Source organism: Rhizobium sp. 32-5/1 (assembly GCF_029537235.1).
In the GTDB taxonomy this organism is placed as follows: domain Bacteria; phylum Pseudomonadota; class Alphaproteobacteria; order Rhizobiales; family Rhizobiaceae; genus Pararhizobium.
This window is the reverse complement of record NZ_CP120638.1, coordinates 2,844,238-2,865,957: the sequence shown is the minus strand read 5'-3', so window position 1 is coordinate 2,865,957 and position 21,720 is coordinate 2,844,238. Positions and strand designations below refer to the sequence as shown.

The window sequence follows — 21,720 nt, the reverse complement described above, 5'->3', positions numbered from 1 at the left end:
TCAATAATTTACGAGAAGGCTACCAAGATTTTTTACCGTGGAGCTTTTTGTTTCAGTTCAAACGCAATTGGCTAAGGGGGCCGGTAACGCTGCAACGGAACCCTTTAGAATCAAACACAATATCGGGCTTTGATCCGAACAGGGATGCGAGTGCAGAACGTACATATCGCGTACCATAACCCTGCCGTGTCGGCTCAACGACCTCAGGACCGCCTCGCTCGGCCCAACTCAAGGCGAATATCGGCGTCAGGTCTTTGGAGATCGTCCAGACAATGTCGACCCTTCCGCTATCCACAGAGAGCGCACCATATTTTATGGCGTTGGTGATTAATTCGTGGAGGCACAGCACAATCGTCGTCGCGGAATTGCGACTGACTTCGACAGGGGGCCCATGAACGTCGATGCGGCTCAATCCAACGCTATTGTACGGCGATACAGTCAGATCGACGACGGAGGACAACACCACGCCCTCTCCACCTGCCTCAAAAACGGCAGTGTGTACATTGGCCAGCGCATGCAGCCGCCCGGTAAAGTCTATCGCCAAGCCCTCAATGGTCGAAGCGCCGCGTCGTGTCATCTGAAAGATCGACGTCACACTGGCGAGAATATTCTTGATGCGGTGATTGAGCTCCAGCCGTAGCTCCACTTCTCGCTCAAACGCATCACGCACCTGTTTCTGGCGCAAACGCACCAGCAGGTTTGTCTGAATGCTATTGACCAATTCCAACTGCGCGATGGGCCGCATATGAAACAGCAATCGCGCGCCCGGCCATGACCGTTCGAGCTGGCTGCGAATACGGGCAAAGGGGGCGGATCTCTCCAGCAAGACCAGAATCGGCACCTCCGACCAATCGGGCTGTGTCGCGAGATGCCCACCAATCTTGGAGACAACGGGTGGGCTTAAAGCCTCATGGGTAATAACAATGACGCCTGGCGAGTGAGACAGGTGGTGGCTGAGATCCTCGTCAGCGGTCCTGTATTTAACGGCAATTTTCTGCTCTCGCAGAAACGCCGCAATATAGTCCGCATCCTTGCGAAAAGGAGCAAGGACGAGCACCCAGTCCAGCTCGCTTTCGGTGGACGCCTCTTTCATTTTGGATCAGGAAGAGGATTGTAGGAGACAACACTCACGCTGCCACTTTCAATGAGCAGTTCCTGGATATTCAGGTCATGCGGACCGTGACGCTTCTTCACGACGGTAATGTTGCGGCGCAGGCGGCCTTCATGTTCCATGATCCGCAAGAGGAGCACAGTATCCCCGAGGAAGCTGACATCAACGTCGATGCTGACATTCTGGCCGATAAGGCCATGCTGGGCGACGATCAGCATGGTCAGCACGCCGGAACGGGCAAGGAATTTCAGAAGCGACTGGATATCCCGGACAGCCTTTTCCCGATGCGGCAGCGAGTTCAGATAGCCGGTTAGACTGTCGATGACGACCACGCGAACCTTGTTATGCGTGACTGCGTCCTGGACGATCTGGCCAAATTCACCTGGCGAAATTTCGTTTGGATTGAAGTCCCGCAAGATCAGCTTGCCATCCTTGTGGAACTGCCGCAATTGCATGCCCAAGCCTTCGGAGCGGCGGAAGAATGTCTCCAGTCGCTCTTCGAATAGAAATAGCGCGACGCTTTCGCCGCGTTCGAGCGCCGCCGTTGCATAGAGCGATGACATCGTCGATTTGCCGGTGCCAGATTGTCCGATCACCAGCGTTGTCGTGCCAGCCTCCTGGCCGCCGCCAAACATATCATCAAGCGCTGCAACGCCGGACTTGATCAGTTCCGCCTTGGTGTTTTCCGACGCCATATTCGGCATGATCCGAGGAAATACGACCACGCCCTCTCCTTCTCGGATGGCCATGTCATGATAACCATCTGCGATCGGTACACCGCGCATCTTAGACACTTCCACCCGGCGACGGACGCCACCATACTCTTCCAAGGCTTTATCGAAGCGAATGACCCCATGGGCCAGTCCTTCGACCTCCTCGCCGCTGCGGTCGTAGCTGGCAATCTGGGTGTCGAGCAAAAGTGCCACCACATTGCGCTGGGCAAGGAAGGACTTGAAGCCGATCAATTCGCGTCGGAATCGGGGCGAATCCCCAGTGATCAGGCGTATCTCCAGGAGGGAATCATAGACCAGGCGACGCGGCTTGTGTTGTTCGATCGCAGCCTCAATAGCTTTTCGGGTCTCATCCAGCCGAAGGTCGGCTGTCAGGAATATACTCTGGTCGTCGGCTTCGCTGACTGTACCGGAAGTCGTGAGCTCTTCGACGCGAATGCCGTCCAAGGACCAACCGTGCGAAACAGCGATCGCTTCAAGCTCCGCAGCTGTCTGAGATAGCGTGACATATATACAGCTTTCTCCAGCCTCCACCCCTGCCCGAAGGAATTGCAGCGCCGCTGTTGTCTTGCCGGATCCCGGCGCTCCCTGCAGCATATAAAGATTGGAGGCTGGCAGGCCGCCGCGCAGGATCTCGTTCAGTCCCATAATCCCCGTGCTGACGACCGTGCTTTTTCGTTTTGCCATTGCTATTCTTTCAAAAATTTGTTGTCGCGTCTCTCAAGAGAACCTGCGCATCGTCGTTGAAAGATGCCTGGCTGGTATATTGGGCTTTGCCAAAAAATATCAATCAAATGCAATGCGGCTCTTGACGTGAAGTGGGGCATCATCCGGTCGTAGAAATTGTCTCTCACCACGCTTCCTGAGCCGAAATCGGATCGGTGACAACTGTAGGATTTGAAACATGCCGTGACGCCCAGTCGCTCAGAACAATCGCGGCCAGTGGCAGCAAGAACCAAGATTTTGGAATGACAATAACAGCTCTTCGAGTCGGCTGCTTCGCACCCCTTGCTCCAACAGCTTCAGATGCTCCGGATCTTTTGCGGTCCTTGCCAGGGCGCCTGATGCAACCGCCAGAACCCTTCAGTCTTCAGGCCATCGACTTCTTTGGGACCGGTCCAGCCGGGGGCTGCGCAACACGACCATTGGTCAAAAAGGACATGAGGATGGTCGCAAGCACCCGCGCCTGTCGCATCTGCAAGGCGTAGATGCCTGAAATAGATCCGCTAGTCTCTGTTGGTCACCGCGATGGCGCGAAGATTAGGAACGAGTGATCCTTCACCATTGACGCGGATATCGGCAGCATTTGCCTCGTCTGTATCGATATGCATCTCGGTTACGGCATTGGCGCTGATACGAATGAGCGTCTTGCCAAACACCAGCCCGCGCTCTTCGTCACCGATGTGAACGTCCACGAGCATGCCATCCACAAGGCCCAGGCGTCGAGCATCATCCGGGTTGGTATGAATGTGCCGGGCGGCCACGATCAGTCCGTCGGTGTTGAAGCTACCGGCCGGCCCGATCAGGCGCACCGTTGGCGTGCCATCCAGTTTGCCGCTGTCGCGAACGGGGGCGTCGACGCCGAGCGCAAATCCATCCGTTCTCGAAATTTCGATCTGCGTCCGCAAACGCTCGGGACCAAGGATGGCGACACGCTCCAGGCGACCTTTTGGTCCCTCCAGCGTGATGCGCTCGCTCGCGGCCCATTGTCCGGGCTGGCGCAAAGGAACCGCAGGCGTCAATTGATATCCGGCCCCAAACAACGTCTCGACCGCTACTCGGGAAAGGTGAACATGACGAGCCGAGACCGCGACGGGGATAGGCTCGGGCACGATTGCCGTTAGCACCAATGCGCCTGCTGTTTCCTGGGCGATCATCAATTGTTCGGCTGTCTCGGTGACGATGACCCGCACTTTGCCACCGTAGGCCTGGATCTGCGGGGCGGCGCGATTGGCGAGGTCGACAGATTGGTTACGGTCGTGGTCGAGCCGAAGACCCATGAACTCCAGCCCATCGCAGATGCGCCGACGCATGGACGGAGAGTTCTCGCCAATGCCTCCGGTAAAAACGACAGCATCGAGGCCACCCATCGCCGCCGCATAGGCGCCGATATATTTCCGGGCACGATAGGCGAACAATTCTATCGCAAGCTGGGCTTCGGTGTCACCTTTACCGGCCCGATCTTCAACATCACGCATGTCGGATGAGCCCGTCAGTCCCAGAAGCCCGCTCTTTGAATAGAGAGCGTCCTCTATCTCCTTTATGGACAGGCCCAGTTGCCGCGCCAGGAAGCCAAACAGGCCCGGATCAACATCGCCGGAGCGCGTTCCCATGACCAATCCCTCAAGCGGTGTCATGCCCATCGAGGTGTCTATACTTTCTCCACGGTTGACCGCGCAGACACTGGCGCCATTGCCAAGATGCACGCTGACGATCTGCAGATCACGCAGCGGTTCGCCAATCTCTTCCGCAGCGCGCAGAGCCACATATTTGTGTGAGGTGCCATGAAACCCGAAGCGTCGCAGACCGGCATCACGCCAGGCCTTGGGCACGGCGTAAGTCGTTGCGCGCGGCGGATTGGTCGCATGGAATGCGGTGTCGAAGACCGCGACCTGAGGAATATCAGGCCAGACTCGCCTCGCAATGCCCACAGCAAGCAGATTTGCGGGATTGTGGAGCGGCGCCAACGGCGTCAGCGCCTCGAGCTCTGTAATGACTGTTTCATCAAGAACCACTGTGGTTTGGAATTTCTCGCCACCGTGCACAATCCGGTGACCGACCGCTTCCAGCTTGGTTACGCCGTGGCTATCGAGAATTTGCGGAAGGGCAGCCAGAACAGCGGCAATGTCGCCAAATGGCGTTTCTCCAGTTTCTGCCAGACCGTCCCTGGTGATTTTGTAGGAACAGCTCCCGACCTCAAATTTCTCGTAGGTCGCCTTGAATATCTCGGTCGCCTTTTCTGCGATCTCGAAAACGCCGAGCTTCAAGCTGGAACTGCCGCAGTTCAACACAAGTATTTTCACAATATGCCTTTCAAACCAGTTGCCGAAGCAGTTAAGGGCTGGTCGAAGCCATCATCTGATATGGTCACAACCGCGCGTTTTTCGATCGTGTACCGCCGGGCGGTATCGCTTTCGCACCCGCCGTGCCTTCCGACCGGACTCGGGAACGCACTACCTTTACGCTGGCAGGTTGATGAGAGGATCATCGCTCATCGTGGTGACGGTCTCAAGGGTCATGTAACGGACCGCTGGACGGCCACCTCAGCATCGTTTGATCTCGCCGTTCAATCGCTAGGCAGAGGACTGCCCTTACCCACCCAAAGAATGTCGAGGAGGGTTGTTCGGCGCGTGCCGGTCTGCTGCTGGCCGACATCCGCGGGCGGAACGAGGCCGTCGTCGAGCTGAACGGCGCCGGTCTGTTCGGCGGTGACGGCCGGGCCGTCGCGGGATGGGCTCTCGTTTGTATCAAGCGTGCGGGAGATGATGTCGAAGAGTTCGTCTCCGCCCTTTTCAGGCGCAGGCTGACCGCCCTCGAACACCGGCACGCCGACCGTGCCGAACAGCGGCGATGGCGACAGGCCTTCGTGCGCGGCGGTCATGAAGACATTCCACGCCTTGGCGGGAAGACCGCCGCCGGTGACCTTCTTCATCGACTTGCCGTCGTCATTGCCGAACCAGACACCGGTCGTCAGATTGCTGGTATAGCCGACGAAGAGCGCATCGCGGAACGACTGGGTGGTGCCGGTCTTGCCGGCCGCTTCCCAGCCCTTGAGCCGGGCATTCTTGCCGGTGCCCGACGTGATGACCTTGATCATCATCTGGTTCATCTCAGAGACAATCGCCGGATCGAGAACGCGGGGCGGATTGTCATAGGTGTTTTCGTAGAGCACCTTGCCATCCGCGGTCGATATGCGCCGGATGACATGCGGCGTGGCCTTGAAGCCGCCATTCATGAAGGGCGCGTAAGCGGACGTCAGCTCCACGAGACTGACTTCCGATGTCCCAAGCGCGATCGAGGCATTGGCCTGAAGCTCCGATTCGATGCCGAGGCGATGGGCGAGCTTGGCGACATTCTGCGGGCCGACCTCCATGACCAGTTGCGCGGCGATGGTGTTCAGCGAGATCGGCCAGCGCGCTGGTCAGCGTCACCTCTCCGCGATATTTCTGGTCATAGTTCTCGGGCGTCCATTTGCCGATGCGCACCGGAGCATCGTTGCGTACAGACATCGGCGTACGGCCGATCTCCATCGCCGCGGCATAGACGAAGGGCTTGAAGGCCGAACCCGGCTGGCGCTTGGCCTTGGAGGCCCGGTCGAACTGGCTTTCGGCATAATCCTTGCCGCCGACCAGCGCGCGGATCGCGCCAGTACCGTCGATCGAGACGAGGGCAGCCTGGGAGGCATTCAGCTTCGGTCCATCCTCGACGAGACTTGCCGAAATCGCGGCTTCGGCCTTCTTCTCCAGATCGAGATCGAGCGTCGTATCGACGATCAGGTCTTCCTTAATTTCGCCAACCATGGCCGGCAGCTGGTCCATGACCATATCGGCGACGTAGTGCTCGGACCCCGACCAGAAGCTCTTCGAGCGGGTCGGCGTCTGCGACATGGCCGTCTTGATTTCCGAATCGGTGATGAAGCCTTCCTCGCGCATCGTGCCGAGAACGACCTGCGCGCGAGCTTCGGCCGCCTGCGGATCGCGCGCCGGCGACAGCCGCGACGGGGCCTTGAGCAGGCCGGCCAGAAGCGCTGCCTCGCCGAGGTTCACATCGCGCGCCGACTTGTTGAAATAGCGGCGCGACGCCGCCTCGACGCCATAGGCGTTGGAACCGAAGAAGACGCGGTTGAGATACATCGCAAGGATCTGGTCCTTGGTATATTTCTGCTCCAGCCACACGGAGAGCAGCACTTCCTGCACCTTGCGCTCCAGCGTGCGCGCCGGTGAGAGAAACAGGTTCTTTGCGAGCTGCTGGGTAATGGTCGAGCCGCCCTGGACCATGCGGCCAGTCGTTATATTCGTGACCATGGCGCGGGCAAGACCCAGCGGATCGACGCCGAAATGCGAATAGAACCTCCGGTCCTCGATGGCGATGACCGCCTGCGGGATATAGGGTGACATGTTTTCAAGCGACAGAGCCTCGCCGCCGGTCGCGCCGCGATTGGCGATGATGTCGCCGCTGACGGCCAGGATCTTGACGTTTGGCGGACGCTCGGGGATCGTCCAGCTCGTCGCATTCGGCATGCGCGCGCCATAATAGAGGACGAGACCAGCAACGCCGATGCCACCCCAGAGACCGAGCACGAAGCACCAGTAGACGATCGAACGGATCAGGCCGACCAGACCTCCGCCGGAACCGCCTCGGCGTGAGCCGCCACGACCGCGGCCTGCCTTTTTCACGGATGGACGGCTGGCGGAGGATTTGGCGTTAGACGACTTGCCGGACTGCGATCGACCCGCCTTCCCGCCACCACTGATGCGTTCGCCGGCCGAGATGCTGAGATCGTCGTCATTGCGTCCACGCCCGCCCTCGAAGGACGGTTCAATCCGCTGACCTGATTTGCGTTGTCCTGCCATGCCGAACCGGCGCTGCCCCATCTTTTGGGTTTCGTGTCACTGATTGCCGGTCGCCAAAACGACCCGACGCCGATGCACCCCGCAGGCCACCTTCGAACGTGCGATGAACTGTAAATGCGGCAATTTAAGGGGTCGTTAAAGATCGGCCACGAATATGCTCAAAGGCTTCAATACCTTGGCCGGGGTTTGGCCATAATTTTTGACCATATTGGTATTTTCTCTTCCAGACGTCCGTTGCAATCGGCGGTAAACGTTATTGGTCAGCGTTCCTGGCAGTCAAGCAATTGCCTGGCACAAAAAAACAGTCGATACCGGTTGAATGATTGACTGGACCTATCTTCAGCAAAACTTTGACTGGCTCGGCCATATCGTCGAGGCGATCGCCATCGCTATGGTCTTTGCCCTGGCCGCGATGATCTTTTACGAGCGTCGAGTAGCTATTCTCATCGGGCTCGCCTTCGCAGCCGGCCATTTTCATGGGCGCGAGAAGCGGGACTATGAAATCAGCGTCCACATGCCGCCACCCCACCTCGATGGCTACATGATTTGGCGATGGAGTTGGGATCAGGCGACAGATTTCTGGCCTGTCGCCCTCGTGCTCTTTGCATTATCGCTCGTGGTTTATTGGCGGTCTCGTCGCTGAGCTACACCGCTTCTGCCGCTGGATCGACCAAGCCAAAGACGAGCCGATCCCAGCCGATGGTTAGGCCGGCAACAACAGCGCCGTGCCATAGAGCCCGATCGCGAATACGGTATGCGCCAGAAGATTGAGCGCCCGCACCTTGTTGGCATTTGGCAGCTTCGAGGCTGCCCAGCCGATGCCAAGACCCGGCTGCAGGAGAAACCAGCCGGCGCCGACGGTCAGTATGCCAAGAACGAAGGCCGGCAGGAATGTCGGTGTCGCGAACCAAGCTTCGCCGCCCCAGAAAGCCAGAACAATGCCGTAGAGAATTCCGACGGCATAGTGTGCAATCCAGCCGAGAGCTGATTCGTGCGTATAAGGCTCGGCCTGCGCGATAGTATCGTGAAAGACCGTGCCGCGGGGAAGATGCCAAAACCAGCGACCGACCGGCCCCCAGTTTGGTCGTGACTCCCCGAAAATCTTCCAGAGCACGATGGCCCAGACATCCATCAGGATAGTCGCGCCGATACCAATCACAATGCCACGCAACAAAAGATCTACCACGGAAACGTCCTGATGCTGGGGGTGGAATGACGATGACGGAGTATTGACGATTGCCCGCTGCAAGGCGATCCCTCCTGGCGAAGAGACACGCCCGCAAGCCAGCTACTGAACCGTGGGTTCCGGTTCCGGATCTTCCAGAAACGATTCGATGCCGTCGCGCTCGACCGTGGCAAGGAATTCCTCGTAGGCGTCCTTATCCGTCGGAAACGGCTCTTCCCACACGGTCAGGCCTTCGTCCTGATCGATCACCTCCAGCGACCACGGCCCGTTGCTGCCGGCAATGCGGAAGATATCGACGAGCACGGTGATGCCATCGGCGGTAAACTCGCCGGCATAGTCCGAGTGCTCGTAGTTTGGCTCGTTGTCGTTCATCTCTGGCGTCCCGTTATTCCTGCCCTTTCCGGGAGCATCTACTATCCCTGCGACGGGGACAACAAGGTTTGCCACGATTTCATTCATGATCGGGGATTTGCACAGCACAGGCGCGTGTCAGGGAACAATAAGGCGCTTCAACCGTTGTCAGCGCATCGAAATGTGGAGAACCACCATGGCTGAAATCATCAATCCCGACATCAAGGCATTGCGCGAAGAAGTGGCCCGGCTGACGAAGATCGTCTCGGCGCAAGGCGCCAAGGCCTATACAGACGTGCGCGACAAGGCGTCCGATGCCTATGACGCCGCCGCACCGCAGGCCAAAAAGCAGTTGCACAAGTTCGCGCCGAGGGTCGCGTCATCGCTGGCGTCGCCCGCGAACATCCGGCAGCCGCAGGCAGCGTGGTGTTTCTTGCCGCCGCCGCTGGCATGCTGGTCGGTTATCTTCTCGGCTCGCAGTCGCAGCCCGAACCATCCCGCTACTGGTGGCGCTAGCCTTGCGTATCGCGCATTGCTGCATTGCAATATCGAGCCTATGATTTAGGCAGATTGGGCGTATGCTACAAACATCGAAGCAACGCACCTCCTCCCGCAGAGCTTCGATGATGTGGACAACCCGCTCCTCCTCCCAGGGAAGTCCACTGGATCGGCAACACTCCTCCTCCCAGTTGCTGATCGGTTCTAATTTGAGAAGCCCGCTGCCACCTCCTCCCGGCCGCGGGCTTTTCTTATTGTGGCTTTCTACGTCATGCCGTCTGGCCCGTTGGCAGCATTTTTCGGTTGAATCACGCCGAGAGCACCTCATAAGGGCCATCCAGCTTGCTGAATAAAAACCAACGTTTACAATGGCCAAGGCGAAATTCCGCAAAATAAACTTGACGTTCTCGCCCTCGTCGCCTATGTGCTGCGCTGTCGATATTTGTTAGATGACTTTGGTTTTTGCGACATCGTGCGCAATCGGACGAACTTTCCTTCAGATTCGAACAAATGCCGTTCCGTAGCGTTTACGAACGGTGAAACACAATTTGCTAGAGAAAGGGATCCGTTATGGCCACTGGCACTGTAAAATGGTTTAACTCCACCAAGGGCTTCGGCTTCATTCAGCCTGACGACGGCAGCCAGGACGTTTTCGTCCACATTTCTGCTGTTGAGCGCGCTGGTATGCGCGGCCTCAACGACGGCCAGAAGATCAGCTTCGAGCTCGTCAAGGACCGCAAGTCCGGCAAGATGTCTGCCGACAACCTGCAGGCTGCCTAATATTCAACAGGCGCGCATGTTCGCGCCTGCAAATGCTTTCGGTGTTTGGAAAGGTCGGGCCGAGCCCGGCCTTTTTTGTTGTCCGCGTCCTATAACCACAAGTGCGTTGGGCACCACGGCGTGTCGATCAGGCTTGCGGCTCGTCTTCGCTGGCAATATCCCGCGCACGGATGAATTGCGCCCGCTCGAACACCACGACAACACCGAGCGCCATGAAAAAGGGAATGATGAGGTAGAACAGGCGGAAGATCGCCAGTCCAGCCAGAACGCCGACAGGATCCATTTCCGGTAGGGCCGCAATGAAGACCAGTTCCAGGACGCCAAGTCCACCGGGCGCATGCGACAGAAGTGCTGCGGAGAAGGACGCGAGAAACACGCCGAGTATCACCAGGAAGCCGGGATTTCCGGCTTCCGGAAGGGCGAAATAGATAATTCCGGCAGCACCGATCAGTTCGATCGGCGCGATCAGCAATTGCCGCAAGGCCAGTGAAGGTTTCGGATATTCCAATCGGAACCAGCGCGTCGCGACCGGTCTGAAACCCACCAGGCTGCCAATCAGGTAGAGGCCAATTAGTCCCAGAATGATGACGCCTGTCGAGATGGCCGCCTCGATCGGCAGGAACGACGCAAAACGCGCGACGATTTCCGGTTCGACGATAAGCACGATGCCGAACAGCATCGCCGTACCGAGCAGAAAAGTGAATGAACAGAAGGCAACGAGCACCCCCACCTCGCCTCCCGTCAGCCCTTTGGATTCATAAGCTCTGTATCGCACCACCGCCCCGGAGAAGACCGAAGCGCCGACGGTGTGCGACAGGGCATAGGCCGTGAATGAACAGACGGTGATGAACCAGAGCGAGATTCGGTGTCCCAGATGCTCCAGAGCGAGATGATCATAGGCGGCGAGCGCCGCATAAGCGACCAGCGTCGAACAGCCGGCCAGAATCCATCCCTCAAGAGAAACAGCCTCTATGCTGGCGAGGAAGTCTTCCAATGACAGATCGCGCAGCTCATGGAAAAGGCCATAAAGCGAAAACAGGATTGCAGCCAGACCGATGACCGGCCAGATGAATTTACGGACAGCCTTCATGCCGCAGTCGTTCTCGACAGGAGCACTTCAAGTGAAGCAGCCAGGCTGCTCCATCGGCTCCCGTCTCTCTCCCCTTCAGCTGCTCCTCCTCGGGGTAACTGAAGGCCGCTGTTCAGTTTGCAACAATTCATCATCAGGAAAAGACCATTCCCTCCCGCCGGGGTCAAGGGCGGAAGGTTTAAGCATGGAGAGAATCAGGCTGCGAGAGCATCCAGAATTCGGATCCAAGAGCGAATGCCCTTGTGGAACGACTGCAAGTCGTATTTTTCATTCGGCGAATGAATGCGATCGTCCGAGAGGGCAAAACCCACAAGCAGCGATTCCATGCCGAGCATCTTCTGGAAATCGCCGACGATCGGGATCGACCCGCCCATGCCGATGACGACGGCGGGCTTTGGCCACTCGTCCGACAATGCCATCTTCGCCGTGTTCAACAGGGCCGAATCATAGGGCAGCTGGATAGCCGGCGATCCGCCATGCGCGTGGAATTCGACGGAACAATCGGACGGGATCTTCGATTTGACATAGGTCCGGAACGCCACGCGGACTTTTGCAGGATCCTGCTTGCCGACCAGGCGAAACGAGACCTTGGCGGAGGCCTGGGCGGCAATCACCGTCTTGAAACCTTCGCCTGTATAACCGCCCCAGATGCCATTCACCTCGGCCGTGGGTCTGGCCCAGATCAGTTCCAGCACCGAGCGGCCCTTTTCGCCGGATGGCACCGACAAACCGACCTCGCCCAGGAATTTCTCCGCCGTCTGTCCGAGCGTCTCCCATTGGGCCTTGATCTGGCTCGGCGTCTCCTCGACGCCGTCATAGAAGCCATCAAGCGTGACACGGCCTTCTGCATCGTGCAGACCGGCGAGAATGGCCGAAAGGCTGTGGATCGGATTGGCCGCCGCGCCACCGAACATGCCGGAATGCAGGTCGCGATCGGCCGCGGTCACGACGATCTCCTCGCCGACGAGACCGCGTAGCCCGGCGGAAATCGCCGGCGTCTCGCGGTCCCACATGCCGGTGTCGCAGACGAGCGCATAGTCAGCCTTCAACTCGGCAGCGTTCGCTTCCAGGAATGGTTTCAGCGACGGCGAGCCGGATTCCTCCTCGCCTTCGAACAGGATGGTGACCTCACAAGGCAGGCTGCCATGGGTTTCCTTGTAGGCCCGGCAGGCTTCGACGAAGGTCATCAGCTGGCCCTTGTCGTCGGAGGTGCCGCGGCCGGTAATGACCTTGCGTCCGTCGCCGATGTCCTTGATCGACGGCTCGAAGGAGCGACCTCCCAGAGATTGAGCGGATCGACCGGCTGGACATCGTAGTGTCCATAGAAAAGCACGTGCGGCGCGCCGGCCTTGCCGGCCGCATGGTGCGCCACGACCATCGGATGGCCGGGCGTATCGCGCACGGAAGCCGTAAAGCCCAGTCCCGTCAGTTCGGACACTAGCCATTCGGCAGCCTTGCGGCACTCGGTCTTGTAGGCCGGATCGGTGGAAATTGACTGGATGCGGACCAGATTGAAAAGCCGGTCGAGACTTTCAGGGAGATTGGCGTCGGCGCGCTCGAGTGTCGGGGAGATATTTGCCATTTTTGCAGAATCCTTCTCGTTGCGGCGGACCGTAGAGAGGAATCGCGGCACGTTTAAGTAAAATATTTTGATGGATGGCAAAAACGCGCCATCAGCTCCGCGCACTGTTGGCGATCGCCATGCGCATATATTCCAGCATCAGCTCGCGCTCGAACCGGCGAAAGCCCGACAGAAGCGACTGGTCTGCGGCAAGCGCTGCTGCCTTGGCATCCGCTTCCATGGACTTTGCTTTTTCGGTGAGAAAAATCTGCTGGGCACGCCGGTCGTCCGGATGCTTGCGGCGATTGATCAACCCATCCCGCTCCATGCGCGAAAGCGTATTGGCCATCGTCGCCTGCTCGATGTCCAACCTGTCGAGGAGCTGCTTTTGCGTGAGCCCTTCTTCGGTCCATAATTCCAGCAGGACGGGAAACTGTCCGGGCGCGAAGCCGAGTTTTTGGCTTCTCTCCTGCAGGGCGCGGGAGAAATTCTTCGCCAGCAGGCTGGCCAGATATGTTGCTGAATCCATCCGGTTGAAGACCATACCCATGGTTACGCCCAAAATCCCCTAAAAACAAGATTCATTGCAAGCGATGGAAGGGCCAAAGCCTTATGCAGCAAGGGTTGCACGCACATCACTAAAAGACAAAAACCGTCATGGCGGAGGCGGGGCCATGACGGTTTTGTCAATCTGGGACAAAGGCCCGGAGAGGGGATAGGCCTTTGTCCTTACATCCGGCTTCGGCGGGGGACAGGCCATCCGCCAGATGACGGCGTGTTCAGACGCCGTTGACTGAGATTTGTGGTTTCAAATGTGGCTTTTCAAGGGATTCACATCCGGAGCCGGATTACAAATTAGTAACGTTCCTGTGAGGGCCCTCATTTATTTGCTGCTCGAAAATTATCCGAGCTCGGCAATTGAAATATGGACGCCCAACGCGGCCCGCGCTATCCCTTCTTCCCATGAAAAAGGTGATCATCTCTTCCTCGTCGACGGCTCCGGCTTCATCTTCCGTGCCTTCCACGCCATACCACCGCTCAGCCGCAAGTCGGACGGATTGCCGGTCAATGCCGTCTCGGGTTTCTGCAACATGCTGTGGAAGCTGCTCACCGACGCGCGCGACACGTCCGTCGGCGTGACGCCGACGCATTTTGCCGTCATCTTTGACTACTCGTCCAAAACCTTCCGCAATGAGCTCTACGACAAGTACAAGGCCAACCGCTCGGCCCCGCCGGAAGACCTGATCCCGCAATTCGGCCTGATCCGCCACGCGACCCGCGCTTTCAACCTGCCCTGCATCGAGAAGGAGGGCTTTGAGGCCGACGATATCATCGCCACCTATGCGCGGATGGCGGAAGCCACCGGCGCCGACGTGACGATCGTCTCCTCCGACAAGGACCTGATGCAGCTCGTAACGGCCAATGTGTCGATGTATGACAGCATGAAGGACAAGCAGATCTCGATCCCCGAAGTGATCGAGAAATGGGGTGTGCCGCCGGAAAAGATGATCGACATGCAGGCGATGACCGGCGATTCGACCGACAACGTGCCGGGCATTCCGGGCATCGGCCCGAAGACCGCCGCACAGCTGCTTGAGGAATTCGGCGATCTCGACACGCTTCTCGCCCGCGCCGGCGAGATCAAGCAGGTCAAGCGCCGCGAGAACATCATTGCCAATGCCGATCTCGCGCGTCTCTCGCGCCAGCTTGTAACGCTGAAGATCGACACGCCTGTCGATATGGATCTCGATGCGCTGCATTTGGAGACGCAGGACGGCCCGCGTCTGATTGCCTTCCTCAAAGCCATGGAATTCACGACCCTGACCCGTCGGGTCGCCGCGGCGACGGAAACGGATGCGGATGTGGTCGAACCCGCACAGGTTCCTGTCGAATGGGGCGCAGAGGCGCGTGGACCGGACCTGGACAAGGGCGAACTGGCAGGCGGTCCATCCGCACCGTCTGAGCTTTCCTCTTCCACCTCGCCCGCACGCGGCAGCGCTGCCCAAGCGGCGGCTGTGCTGATTGACGGCACTCACGACACCCAGACGCCGCAGGCCCATGCCCAGGCACGCGCCGAAAGCTTCGCCACCGCGAAGATCGACCACGCCGGCTATGTCGCGATCCGTGATATCGCAACGCTCGATGCCTGGATTGCTGATGCGCGTGACGCGGGTCTTGTTGCCTTTGACACAGAGACGACCTCGCTCGATGCGATGCAGGCCGAGCTTGTGGGTTTTTCGCTGGCGATCGCCGACAATGACAAGGACCCGTCGGGCAAGACGATCAAGGCCGCCTATGTGCCACTGCTTCACAAGACCGGCGGCGACGACCTGTTCAGCGATGGGGTGAAACTGGCAGCCGATCAGATCCCGATGAATGAGGCGCTGCCACGGCTCAAAGCCCTGTTGGAAGATCCGTCCGTCCTGAAGGTCGCGCAGAACCTGAAATACGACTACCTCGTCATGAAGCGCCATGGAGTCACCATCCAAGGCTTCGACGATACGATGCTGATGTCCTATGTCGTCGATGCGGGCAATGGAACGCATGGCATGGATTCGCTGTCCGAGCGTTGGCTCGGCCATCAGCCGATCAGCTACAAGTCGGTGACCGGCAGCGGCAAGTCCTCGCAAACCTTCGATTACGTCGAGATCGACAAGGCGACGGCCTATGCCGCGGAGGATGCCGATGTGACCCTCAGGCTCTGGCATGTGCTGAAGCCGCGGCTTGCATCCAAGGGTCTCGTCTCCGTTTATGAGCGCCTTGAACGTCCACTGGTGCCGGTTCTGGCCCGTATGGAAGAGCGCGGTATTTCGGTCGACCGGCAAATCCTGTCGCGGCTTTCCGGCGAACTGGCGCAGGGTGCAGCAGCGCACGAACACGACATCTATGCGCTGGCCGGCGAAACTTTCAATATCGGCTCGCCGAAACAACTCGGTGACATCCTGTTTGGTCGCATGGGCCTGGCCGGCGGCTCGAAGACCAAGACCGGACAGTGGTCGACCTCGGCGCAGGTGTTGGAAGATCTGGCCGCCGAGGGGCATCCGTTGCCGCGCAAGATCGTCGACTGGCGCCAGCTGACCAAGCTCAAATCAACCTATACCGACGCCCTACCCGGTTTCGTCCACCCTGAGACCAAGCGCGTCCATACCTCCTACGCGCTTGCTGCAACGACGACCGGCCGCCTCTCCTCTTCCGATCCGAACCTACAGAACATACCGATACGCACCACGGAAGGCCGCAAGATCCGCACGGCCTTCGTCTCTACCCCGGCCACAAGCTCGTTTCGGCCGACTACAGCCAGATCGAACTGCGGGTTCTCGCCCATGTCGCCGACATTCCGCAATTGCGCCAGGCCTTCGCCGACGGCATCGATATCCATGCCATGACGGCATCGGAAATGTTCGGTGTTCCCGTCGAGGGCATGCCGAGCGAAATCCGCCGCCGCGCCAAGGCGATCAACTTCGGCATCATCTACGGCATATCGGCCTTCGGCCTTGCCAACCAGCTGTCGATCGAGCGGTCCGAAGCCGGCGATTACATCAAGAAGTATTTCGAGCGCTTCCCCGGTATCCGCGACTATATGGATTCTACCAAGGCCTTTGCCCGCGAGAACGGCTATGTCGAGACGATCTTCGGGCGCCGAGCGCACTACCCGGAAATCCGCTCGTCGAACCCGTCCATGCGCGCCTTCAACGAACGCGCCGCGATCAATGCGCCGATTCAAGGGTCCGCAGCCGATATCATCCGCCGCGCCATGATCCGCATGGAGCCGGCCTTGAAGGATGCAGGCTTGGCCGACCGCGCCCGGATGCTTTTGCAGGTGCATGACGAATTGATCTTCGAGGTCGAGGATGCCGATGTCGAGCAAACCATTCCGCTCGTCGTCTCGGTCATGGAAAACGCCGCCATGCCGGCGCTCGACATGCGCGTGCCCCTGAAGGTCGATGCCCGCGCTGCCCACAACTGGGACGAGGCGCATTGAGCACCCTCCCAAACCGGAGCAGATCTGATGCAGCAATTTCCCGTATTCGACCTTCTGGCCTTCGAGACGGGCGATGCCGCCGAAAAGCAGCGTTTGGGCCGGGTGGTCGACGACATCTGCCGGAGCACCGGGTTTCTGGCGATCCGCAATCACGGCGTGCCGCAGGCGGTGATCGACGGCGTTTGGGAAAAAGCCCGGGACTTCTTCGATCTTCTCCGGAGGCAAAGCAAAAGGCGCGGGCGCCCTACAAGGGGTATCCCTACGGCTATCTCGGGCCGGAACTGGAAGCGCTGGCGAAGTCGCGCGACATCGACAGCCCACCCGATCTCAAGGAGAGCTTCAACGGCGGTCCTGTTGTGCGGCCGCCCCCATCACCGATCCGGAAGCGCTGGCCTTCTGCTACGCCCCGACGATCTGGCCGGCCCAGCCTGCCGGTTTCTTCGATGCCTGGACGGGCTATTATGCGGCGCTGGAGGATCTCGCTGCCAGGGTCATGCGGCTCTTCGCGGTGGCGCTGAATCTGCCGGAAACCTATTTCGAACGGTTCATCGATACGCCGATCAGCGCGCTTCGGGCGTTGAATTATCCAGAGCAGCATGTGCCGCCAAAAGCCGGGCAGCTGCGTGCCGGCGCCCATACGGATTATGGCAGCCTGACGATCCTTCTGCCGCAGGCGGGCTCGAAGGGTTTGGAGATCATCACGCCCGATGGGAGCTGGACGCCCGTGCCGCCAGTTGATGGTGCCTTCGTCATCAATATCGGCGACCTGATGGCGCGCTGGACCAATGATCGCTGGATCTCCACGCTGCATCGCGTCGTCAATCCGTCGCCCGATGAGGGCGGCATGGCACGCAGGCAATCGCTCGCCTTCTTTCACCAGCCGAATTGGGCCGCGGAGATCAGCGTGCTCGACGCCTGCCTTTTGCCGGGCGAAACGGCGAAATATCCGCCCATCCTGTCCGGTCCGTATCTGATGAGCAAATTCAAGGCGACGACCGCCTGACACAGAATGTCAGTCGGCGGCCGTCTGGCGGAAGCTGTCGAAAAGCCGGCGCAGACCTTCCCGGCCCTCGGTCGCAAGATCGAATCGTTTTCCGAAGAGCAGCCATTCGCTGCATAGGCCCTTCATCATCCAGCGCAGGGCCTTAGCGGCGGATTGCGGCGTCCAGCGCGCATCGAGATCACCGCTCGCCATGGCCGAGGCAAAGGCATTGACCAACAGCTTCGTGTGGTGCTCGTCAACCTCCTGCTGACGCTCCAGCACAGGCGCCAGATCGTCGCCATAGTCGCAGCGCAACAGGATGGACAGGATGCGTTGCCGCTGTTCGTCCATTTCCATGACGTCGAGCCATTCCGCGACATTCTTTTCAATAAAGGCCAGCGCATCGGTATCCCCGCCTGCACCATCAGGCTCCAGCATGTCTTCCTGCGGGATCTTCACCGAGTTGTAGAGTGCAAGAAACAGATCCGTCTTGTTGGCGAAATGCCAGTAGATTGCGCCGCGGGTGACGCCAGCTTCACCGGCAACATCCTCCAGCGTCGCATTCGATACGCCCTTGGCGTAGAAGACCCGCTCCGCAGCGTTGAGGATTCTGTGCCGGGTTTCCTCCGCTTCGGCCTTGGTCCTACGCATGGTGCCTCCTGTCATCAGCAGAAAGGCCCGCCGTGAGACGGGCCTTTAAGATTATTCGCCGGCAGCGGGCGCCTCTGTCGGTGTCGCGGTTTCAGTCTCTTTCTTCCGACCCCGCTCGAAGAGCCCGGCGATGAAGACGAAGAAGACCGGAACGAAGAAGATCGCAAGCACCGTTGCCGAGATCATGCCGCCCATGACGCCGGTGCCGATCGCCCGCTGGCTGCCGGAACTTGCGCCGGTTGCGATGGCGAGCGGTAGAACGCCGAGCGTAAAGGCAAGCGAGGTCATCAGGATCGGCCGGAAACGCAAATGCGCCGCCTCGACCGTCGCATCCAGCAGCGACTTGCCACTCTCGCGCAGTTCCTTGGCGAACTCGATGATCAGGATGGCGTTCTTGGCCGAAAGCCCGATGATCGCGATGAGGCCGACCTTGAAATACACGTCGTTGGACATGTCGCGCATCAGCACGGCAAGAACCGAACCGATGACGCCGAGCGGCACCACCATCATGACTGCGACCGGGATGCTCCAGCTTTCATAGAGCGCTGCAAGGCACAGGAAGATCAGCAGGCAGGAAAGCCCGATGAGCAATGGCGCCTGCGTGCCCGAAGCGATTTCCTCGCGCGATTGGCCGGTCCATTCATAGCCGAAGCCGGCCGGCAATTGCCCGGCAAGGCGCTCCATCTCGGCAATGGCTTCCCCGGAAGAGAAACCGGGGTTCGACTGGCCGCTGATACGCACCGCCGGGTAGCCGTTATAACCGATCGTCTGGGTCGGGCCGCTCTTCCACTCGATGTGGGCAAAGGCCGAAATCGGCACCATGCCGCCATTCGAATTGCGCACGTTAAGCTTCAGCAGGTCGGAGGTCTGCATGCGCTTGTTCTCGTCCGCCTGGACGGTCACGCGCTGCAGACGGCCCGCATTCGGGAAGTCGTTGACATAGCTCGAACCGAGATTGGTCGAGATCGTCGAGTTGATGTCGGCAAAGGCAACGCCGAACGTGTTGGCCTTTTCGCGGTCGATAACGAGATCAACCTGGGCTGCATCGGGCAGGCCATCGACACGCACGCCGGAGACGATCTGGCTCTGGGCCGCAAGTCCCAGAAGCTGGTCTCGGGCCGCAGCCAGTGCAACGGCACCCTGACCACCGCGATCCTGGAGACGGAAGGCAAAGCCGTTGGTGGTGCCAAGTCCCTGGATGGGCGGGGGCGACAGAGCAAAGGCGATGGCGTCCTTGATCTGGCTCATCGCACCGGAAGCCCTGCCGGCAATGGCGCTGGCGACATTGTTGGCATCGCGTTCGCTCCAGTCCTTCAGCGTCACGAAGGCAAGGCCGGCATTCTGGCCGGTACCGGAAAAGGAGAAGCCGCTGATCGCGATGATGCGATCGACCGCTTCCTCCTTGCCGAAGATCGCCTCGGCCTGCTCGATCACCTCCGTGGTGCGGTTGCCGGTCGCTTCCGACGGCAGCTGCATGGAGACGATGACGAAGCCCTGGTCCTCATCCGGGAGAAAGGACGACGGCAGCTGCAGGAACAGATAGCCGAGGCCGCCGAGCAGGACGACATAGACCAGCATGAAGCGACCTGTGCGGCGGATCATGCTCGAGACCCAGCCGCTGTAACGGTGCGACGCCTTGTCGAAGCCACGGTTGAACAGGCCGAAGAAACCGCGCTTGGCGTGGTGATGGCCTTTCGGTACCTGCTTCAGGAAGCTGGCGCAGAGCGCCGGCGTCAGCGTCAGCGCGAGCAGCGCCGAGAACAGGATCGAGACGACCATGGTGAGCGAGAACTGCTGGTAGATGACGCCGACGGCGCCGGGGAAGAAGGCCATCGGAATGAACACCGCAGACAACACCAGTGTGATGCCGATGACGGCACCGGTGATCTGCTTCATCGCCTTGCGGGTCGCTTCCTTCGGCGTCAGCCCTTCCTCGGACATGATGCGCTCGACGTTTTCGACGACGATGATCGCGTCATCGACGAGAATGCCGATGGCAAGCACCATGCCAAACATGGTCAGCACGTTGATCGAGAAGCCCATAGCCAGCATGGCGGCGCAGGTGCCCATCAGGGCAACCGGCACGACAAGCGTGGGGATGATCGTGTAGCGGATGTTCTGCAGGAACAGGAACATCACGAGGAAGACGAGCGCGACCGCTTCGAGCAGCGTGTGCAGCACCTTTTCGATCGAGATAGCCACGAAGGGCGAGGTATCGTAAGGGATCGCATATTCGACACCGGGCGGGAAGAAACGCGCCAGTTCATCCAGACGCGCCTTGATCGCGGTGGAGGTGTTGAGCGCATTGCCGGTCGGCGTCAGCTGTACGCCGATAGCGGCGGATGGCTTGCCGTTGAGACGCGTCGAGAACGAGTAGCTCTGGCCGCCGATCTCGATGCGGGCGACGTCACGAAGGCGAACCGCCGACCCGTCCGGGTTGGCACGCAGGACGATCGCGCCAAATTCGTCGGCCGAGGTCAACTGACCCTTGACCAGAACCGAAGCGCTAACCTGCTGATTGATCGGGTTTGGCTGCGCGCCGATGCTGCCGGAGGCGATCTGTGCGTTCTGTGCCCCGATGGCGGCGGTGACATCACCCGTCGTCAGGTTGAGGCCGACCATCTTGTCGGGATCAAGCCAGATGCGCATCGAGCGTTCCGTCGAGAACAGCTGGGCGCGGCCAACGCCTTCGACGCGCTGCACCTCGTTCAGGACGTTACGGCTGAGATAGTCGCCGAGCGCGACCGCATCCATCGAACCATCGGTCGACGTAAGCGCCACGATCATCAGGAAGCCTGAGCCGGCCTCCTCGACCTCAATGCCCTGCTGCCGGACGGAATCCGGCAGGCGCGGCTCGACGCGGCGGACACGGTTCTGGACATCAATGGCGGCATCTCCGGAATCCGTACCCGGCGCAAAGGTGACATCAATGCTGACGGAGCCTGCGGAACTCGAGGTCGATTCGAAATATTGCAGACCGTCGATGCCGTTCAACTCGTTCTCGATGAGACGGCTGACGCTCTGGTAGGTTTCTTCCGAGGAGGCGCCGGGATAGGTGGTGTTGATCGAGATCTGCGGCGGTGCAACGTTCGGATATTGTGAAATCGGCAGAAGCGGGATGGAAATCACCCCTGCCAGCATGATGAAGATCGCAACGACCCATGCGAAGATCGGGCGATCGATAAAGAAACTGGGCATCGATCAGATCCTCATTTGGCCGCTTC

12 protein-coding genes and 5 pseudogenes are annotated in these 21,720 nt (G+C 59.5%); 6 read left to right on the top strand and 11 right to left on the bottom strand.

Going from position 1 to position 21,720, the window contains the following annotated elements; translation table 11 throughout:
- Nucleotides 1-52: 52 nt before the first annotated feature.
- The 4 genes and pseudogenes from P6U16_RS14490 to P6U16_RS14475 form a co-directional block, all read right to left on the bottom strand.
- A complete protein-coding gene (locus P6U16_RS14490; protein WP_277701146.1) occupies nucleotides 53-1,093 on the bottom strand; it encodes a sensor histidine kinase in 1,041 nt (346 codons plus the stop codon).
- Nucleotides 1,090-2,529, bottom strand: coding sequence for an ATPase domain-containing protein (locus P6U16_RS14485; RefSeq protein ID WP_277701145.1), 1,440 nt, complete (start codon nucleotides 2,527-2,529; stop codon nucleotides 1,090-1,092). Before P6U16_RS14485 ends, P6U16_RS14490 begins: the two co-directional genes overlap by 4 nt.
- Before the next feature lie 539 nt (nucleotides 2,530-3,068).
- Nucleotides 3,069-4,829: an acetate/propionate family kinase gene (locus tag P6U16_RS14480; RefSeq protein ID WP_277701144.1), complete on the bottom strand. Its 1,761-nt coding sequence runs from the start codon at nucleotides 4,827-4,829 to the stop codon at nucleotides 3,069-3,071.
- A 299-nt stretch (nucleotides 4,830-5,128) separates the two neighbouring features.
- Nucleotides 5,129-7,415, bottom strand: a pseudogene (locus tag P6U16_RS14475) (transglycosylase domain-containing protein).
- A gap of 319 nt (nucleotides 7,416-7,734) precedes the next feature.
- Here P6U16_RS14475 and P6U16_RS14470 point away from each other — a divergent pair.
- Complete coding sequence (locus P6U16_RS14470; protein ID WP_277701143.1) at nucleotides 7,735-8,058, top strand: hypothetical protein; 324 nt, start codon at nucleotides 7,735-7,737, stop codon at nucleotides 8,056-8,058.
- 60 nt (nucleotides 8,059-8,118) lie between these two features.
- Here the strand turns inward: P6U16_RS14470 and P6U16_RS14465 are convergent, their stop codons facing one another.
- Complete coding sequence (locus P6U16_RS14465; protein ID WP_277701142.1) at nucleotides 8,119-8,601, bottom strand: DUF2938 domain-containing protein; 483 nt, start codon at nucleotides 8,599-8,601, stop codon at nucleotides 8,119-8,121.
- Nucleotides 8,602-8,703: 102 nt separating this feature from the next.
- Nucleotides 8,704-8,973 (bottom strand): hypothetical protein, encoded by a 270-nt coding sequence (locus P6U16_RS14460; RefSeq protein WP_158476296.1) that lies wholly within the window; start codon nucleotides 8,971-8,973, stop codon nucleotides 8,704-8,706.
- 160 nt (nucleotides 8,974-9,133) lie between these two features.
- Here P6U16_RS14460 and P6U16_RS14455 point away from each other — a divergent pair.
- Nucleotides 9,134-9,468 (top strand): annotated as a pseudogene (locus P6U16_RS14455) (hypothetical protein).
- Nucleotides 9,469-10,020: 552 nt separating this feature from the next.
- Entirely contained in the window at nucleotides 10,021-10,230 is a 210-nt protein-coding gene (locus P6U16_RS14450; RefSeq protein ID WP_037103743.1) for a cold-shock protein, read from the top strand.
- 127 nt (nucleotides 10,231-10,357) lie between these two features.
- Here P6U16_RS14450 and P6U16_RS14445 read toward each other — a convergent pair whose 3' ends face one another.
- The 3 genes and pseudogenes from P6U16_RS14445 to P6U16_RS14435 form a co-directional block, all read right to left on the bottom strand.
- The gene (locus P6U16_RS14445; protein ID WP_277701141.1) at nucleotides 10,358-11,320 is read right to left on the bottom strand and encodes a lysylphosphatidylglycerol synthase domain-containing protein; all 963 of its coding nucleotides are present in this window, start codon (nucleotides 11,318-11,320) and stop codon (nucleotides 10,358-10,360) included.
- Nucleotides 11,321-11,514: 194 nt separating this feature from the next.
- Nucleotides 11,515-12,902, bottom strand: a pseudogene (locus P6U16_RS14440) (M20/M25/M40 family metallo-hydrolase).
- 91 nt (nucleotides 12,903-12,993) lie between these two features.
- Nucleotides 12,994-13,425, bottom strand: coding sequence for a MarR family transcriptional regulator (locus P6U16_RS14435; RefSeq protein WP_277703854.1), 432 nt, complete (start codon nucleotides 13,423-13,425; stop codon nucleotides 12,994-12,996).
- Between the two features lie 268 nt (nucleotides 13,426-13,693).
- Here P6U16_RS14435 and polA point away from each other — a divergent pair.
- From polA to P6U16_RS14420, 3 genes and pseudogenes are all read left to right on the top strand, one after another.
- Nucleotides 13,694-16,863 (top strand): annotated as a pseudogene (gene polA, locus P6U16_RS14430) (DNA polymerase I).
- A gap of 27 nt (nucleotides 16,864-16,890) precedes the next feature.
- A pseudogene (locus P6U16_RS14425) lies at nucleotides 16,891-17,016 on the top strand (isopenicillin N synthase family oxygenase); the annotation flags it as partial.
- A 340-nt stretch (nucleotides 17,017-17,356) separates the two neighbouring features.
- A complete protein-coding gene (locus P6U16_RS14420; RefSeq protein ID WP_277701140.1) occupies nucleotides 17,357-17,866 on the top strand; it encodes a 2OG-Fe(II) oxygenase family protein in 510 nt (169 codons plus the stop codon).
- 9 nt (nucleotides 17,867-17,875) lie between these two features.
- Here P6U16_RS14420 and P6U16_RS14415 read toward each other — a convergent pair whose 3' ends face one another.
- Both P6U16_RS14415 and P6U16_RS14410 read right to left on the bottom strand, forming a co-directional pair.
- Entirely contained in the window at nucleotides 17,876-18,496 is a 621-nt protein-coding gene (locus tag P6U16_RS14415) for a TetR family transcriptional regulator (RefSeq protein ID WP_277701139.1), read from the bottom strand.
- A gap of 51 nt (nucleotides 18,497-18,547) precedes the next feature.
- On the bottom strand, nucleotides 18,548-21,694 hold the full coding sequence (locus P6U16_RS14410) for an efflux RND transporter permease subunit (RefSeq protein WP_277701138.1): 3,147 nt from the start codon (nucleotides 21,692-21,694) through the stop codon (nucleotides 18,548-18,550).
- Nucleotides 21,695-21,720 lie beyond the last annotated feature (26 nt).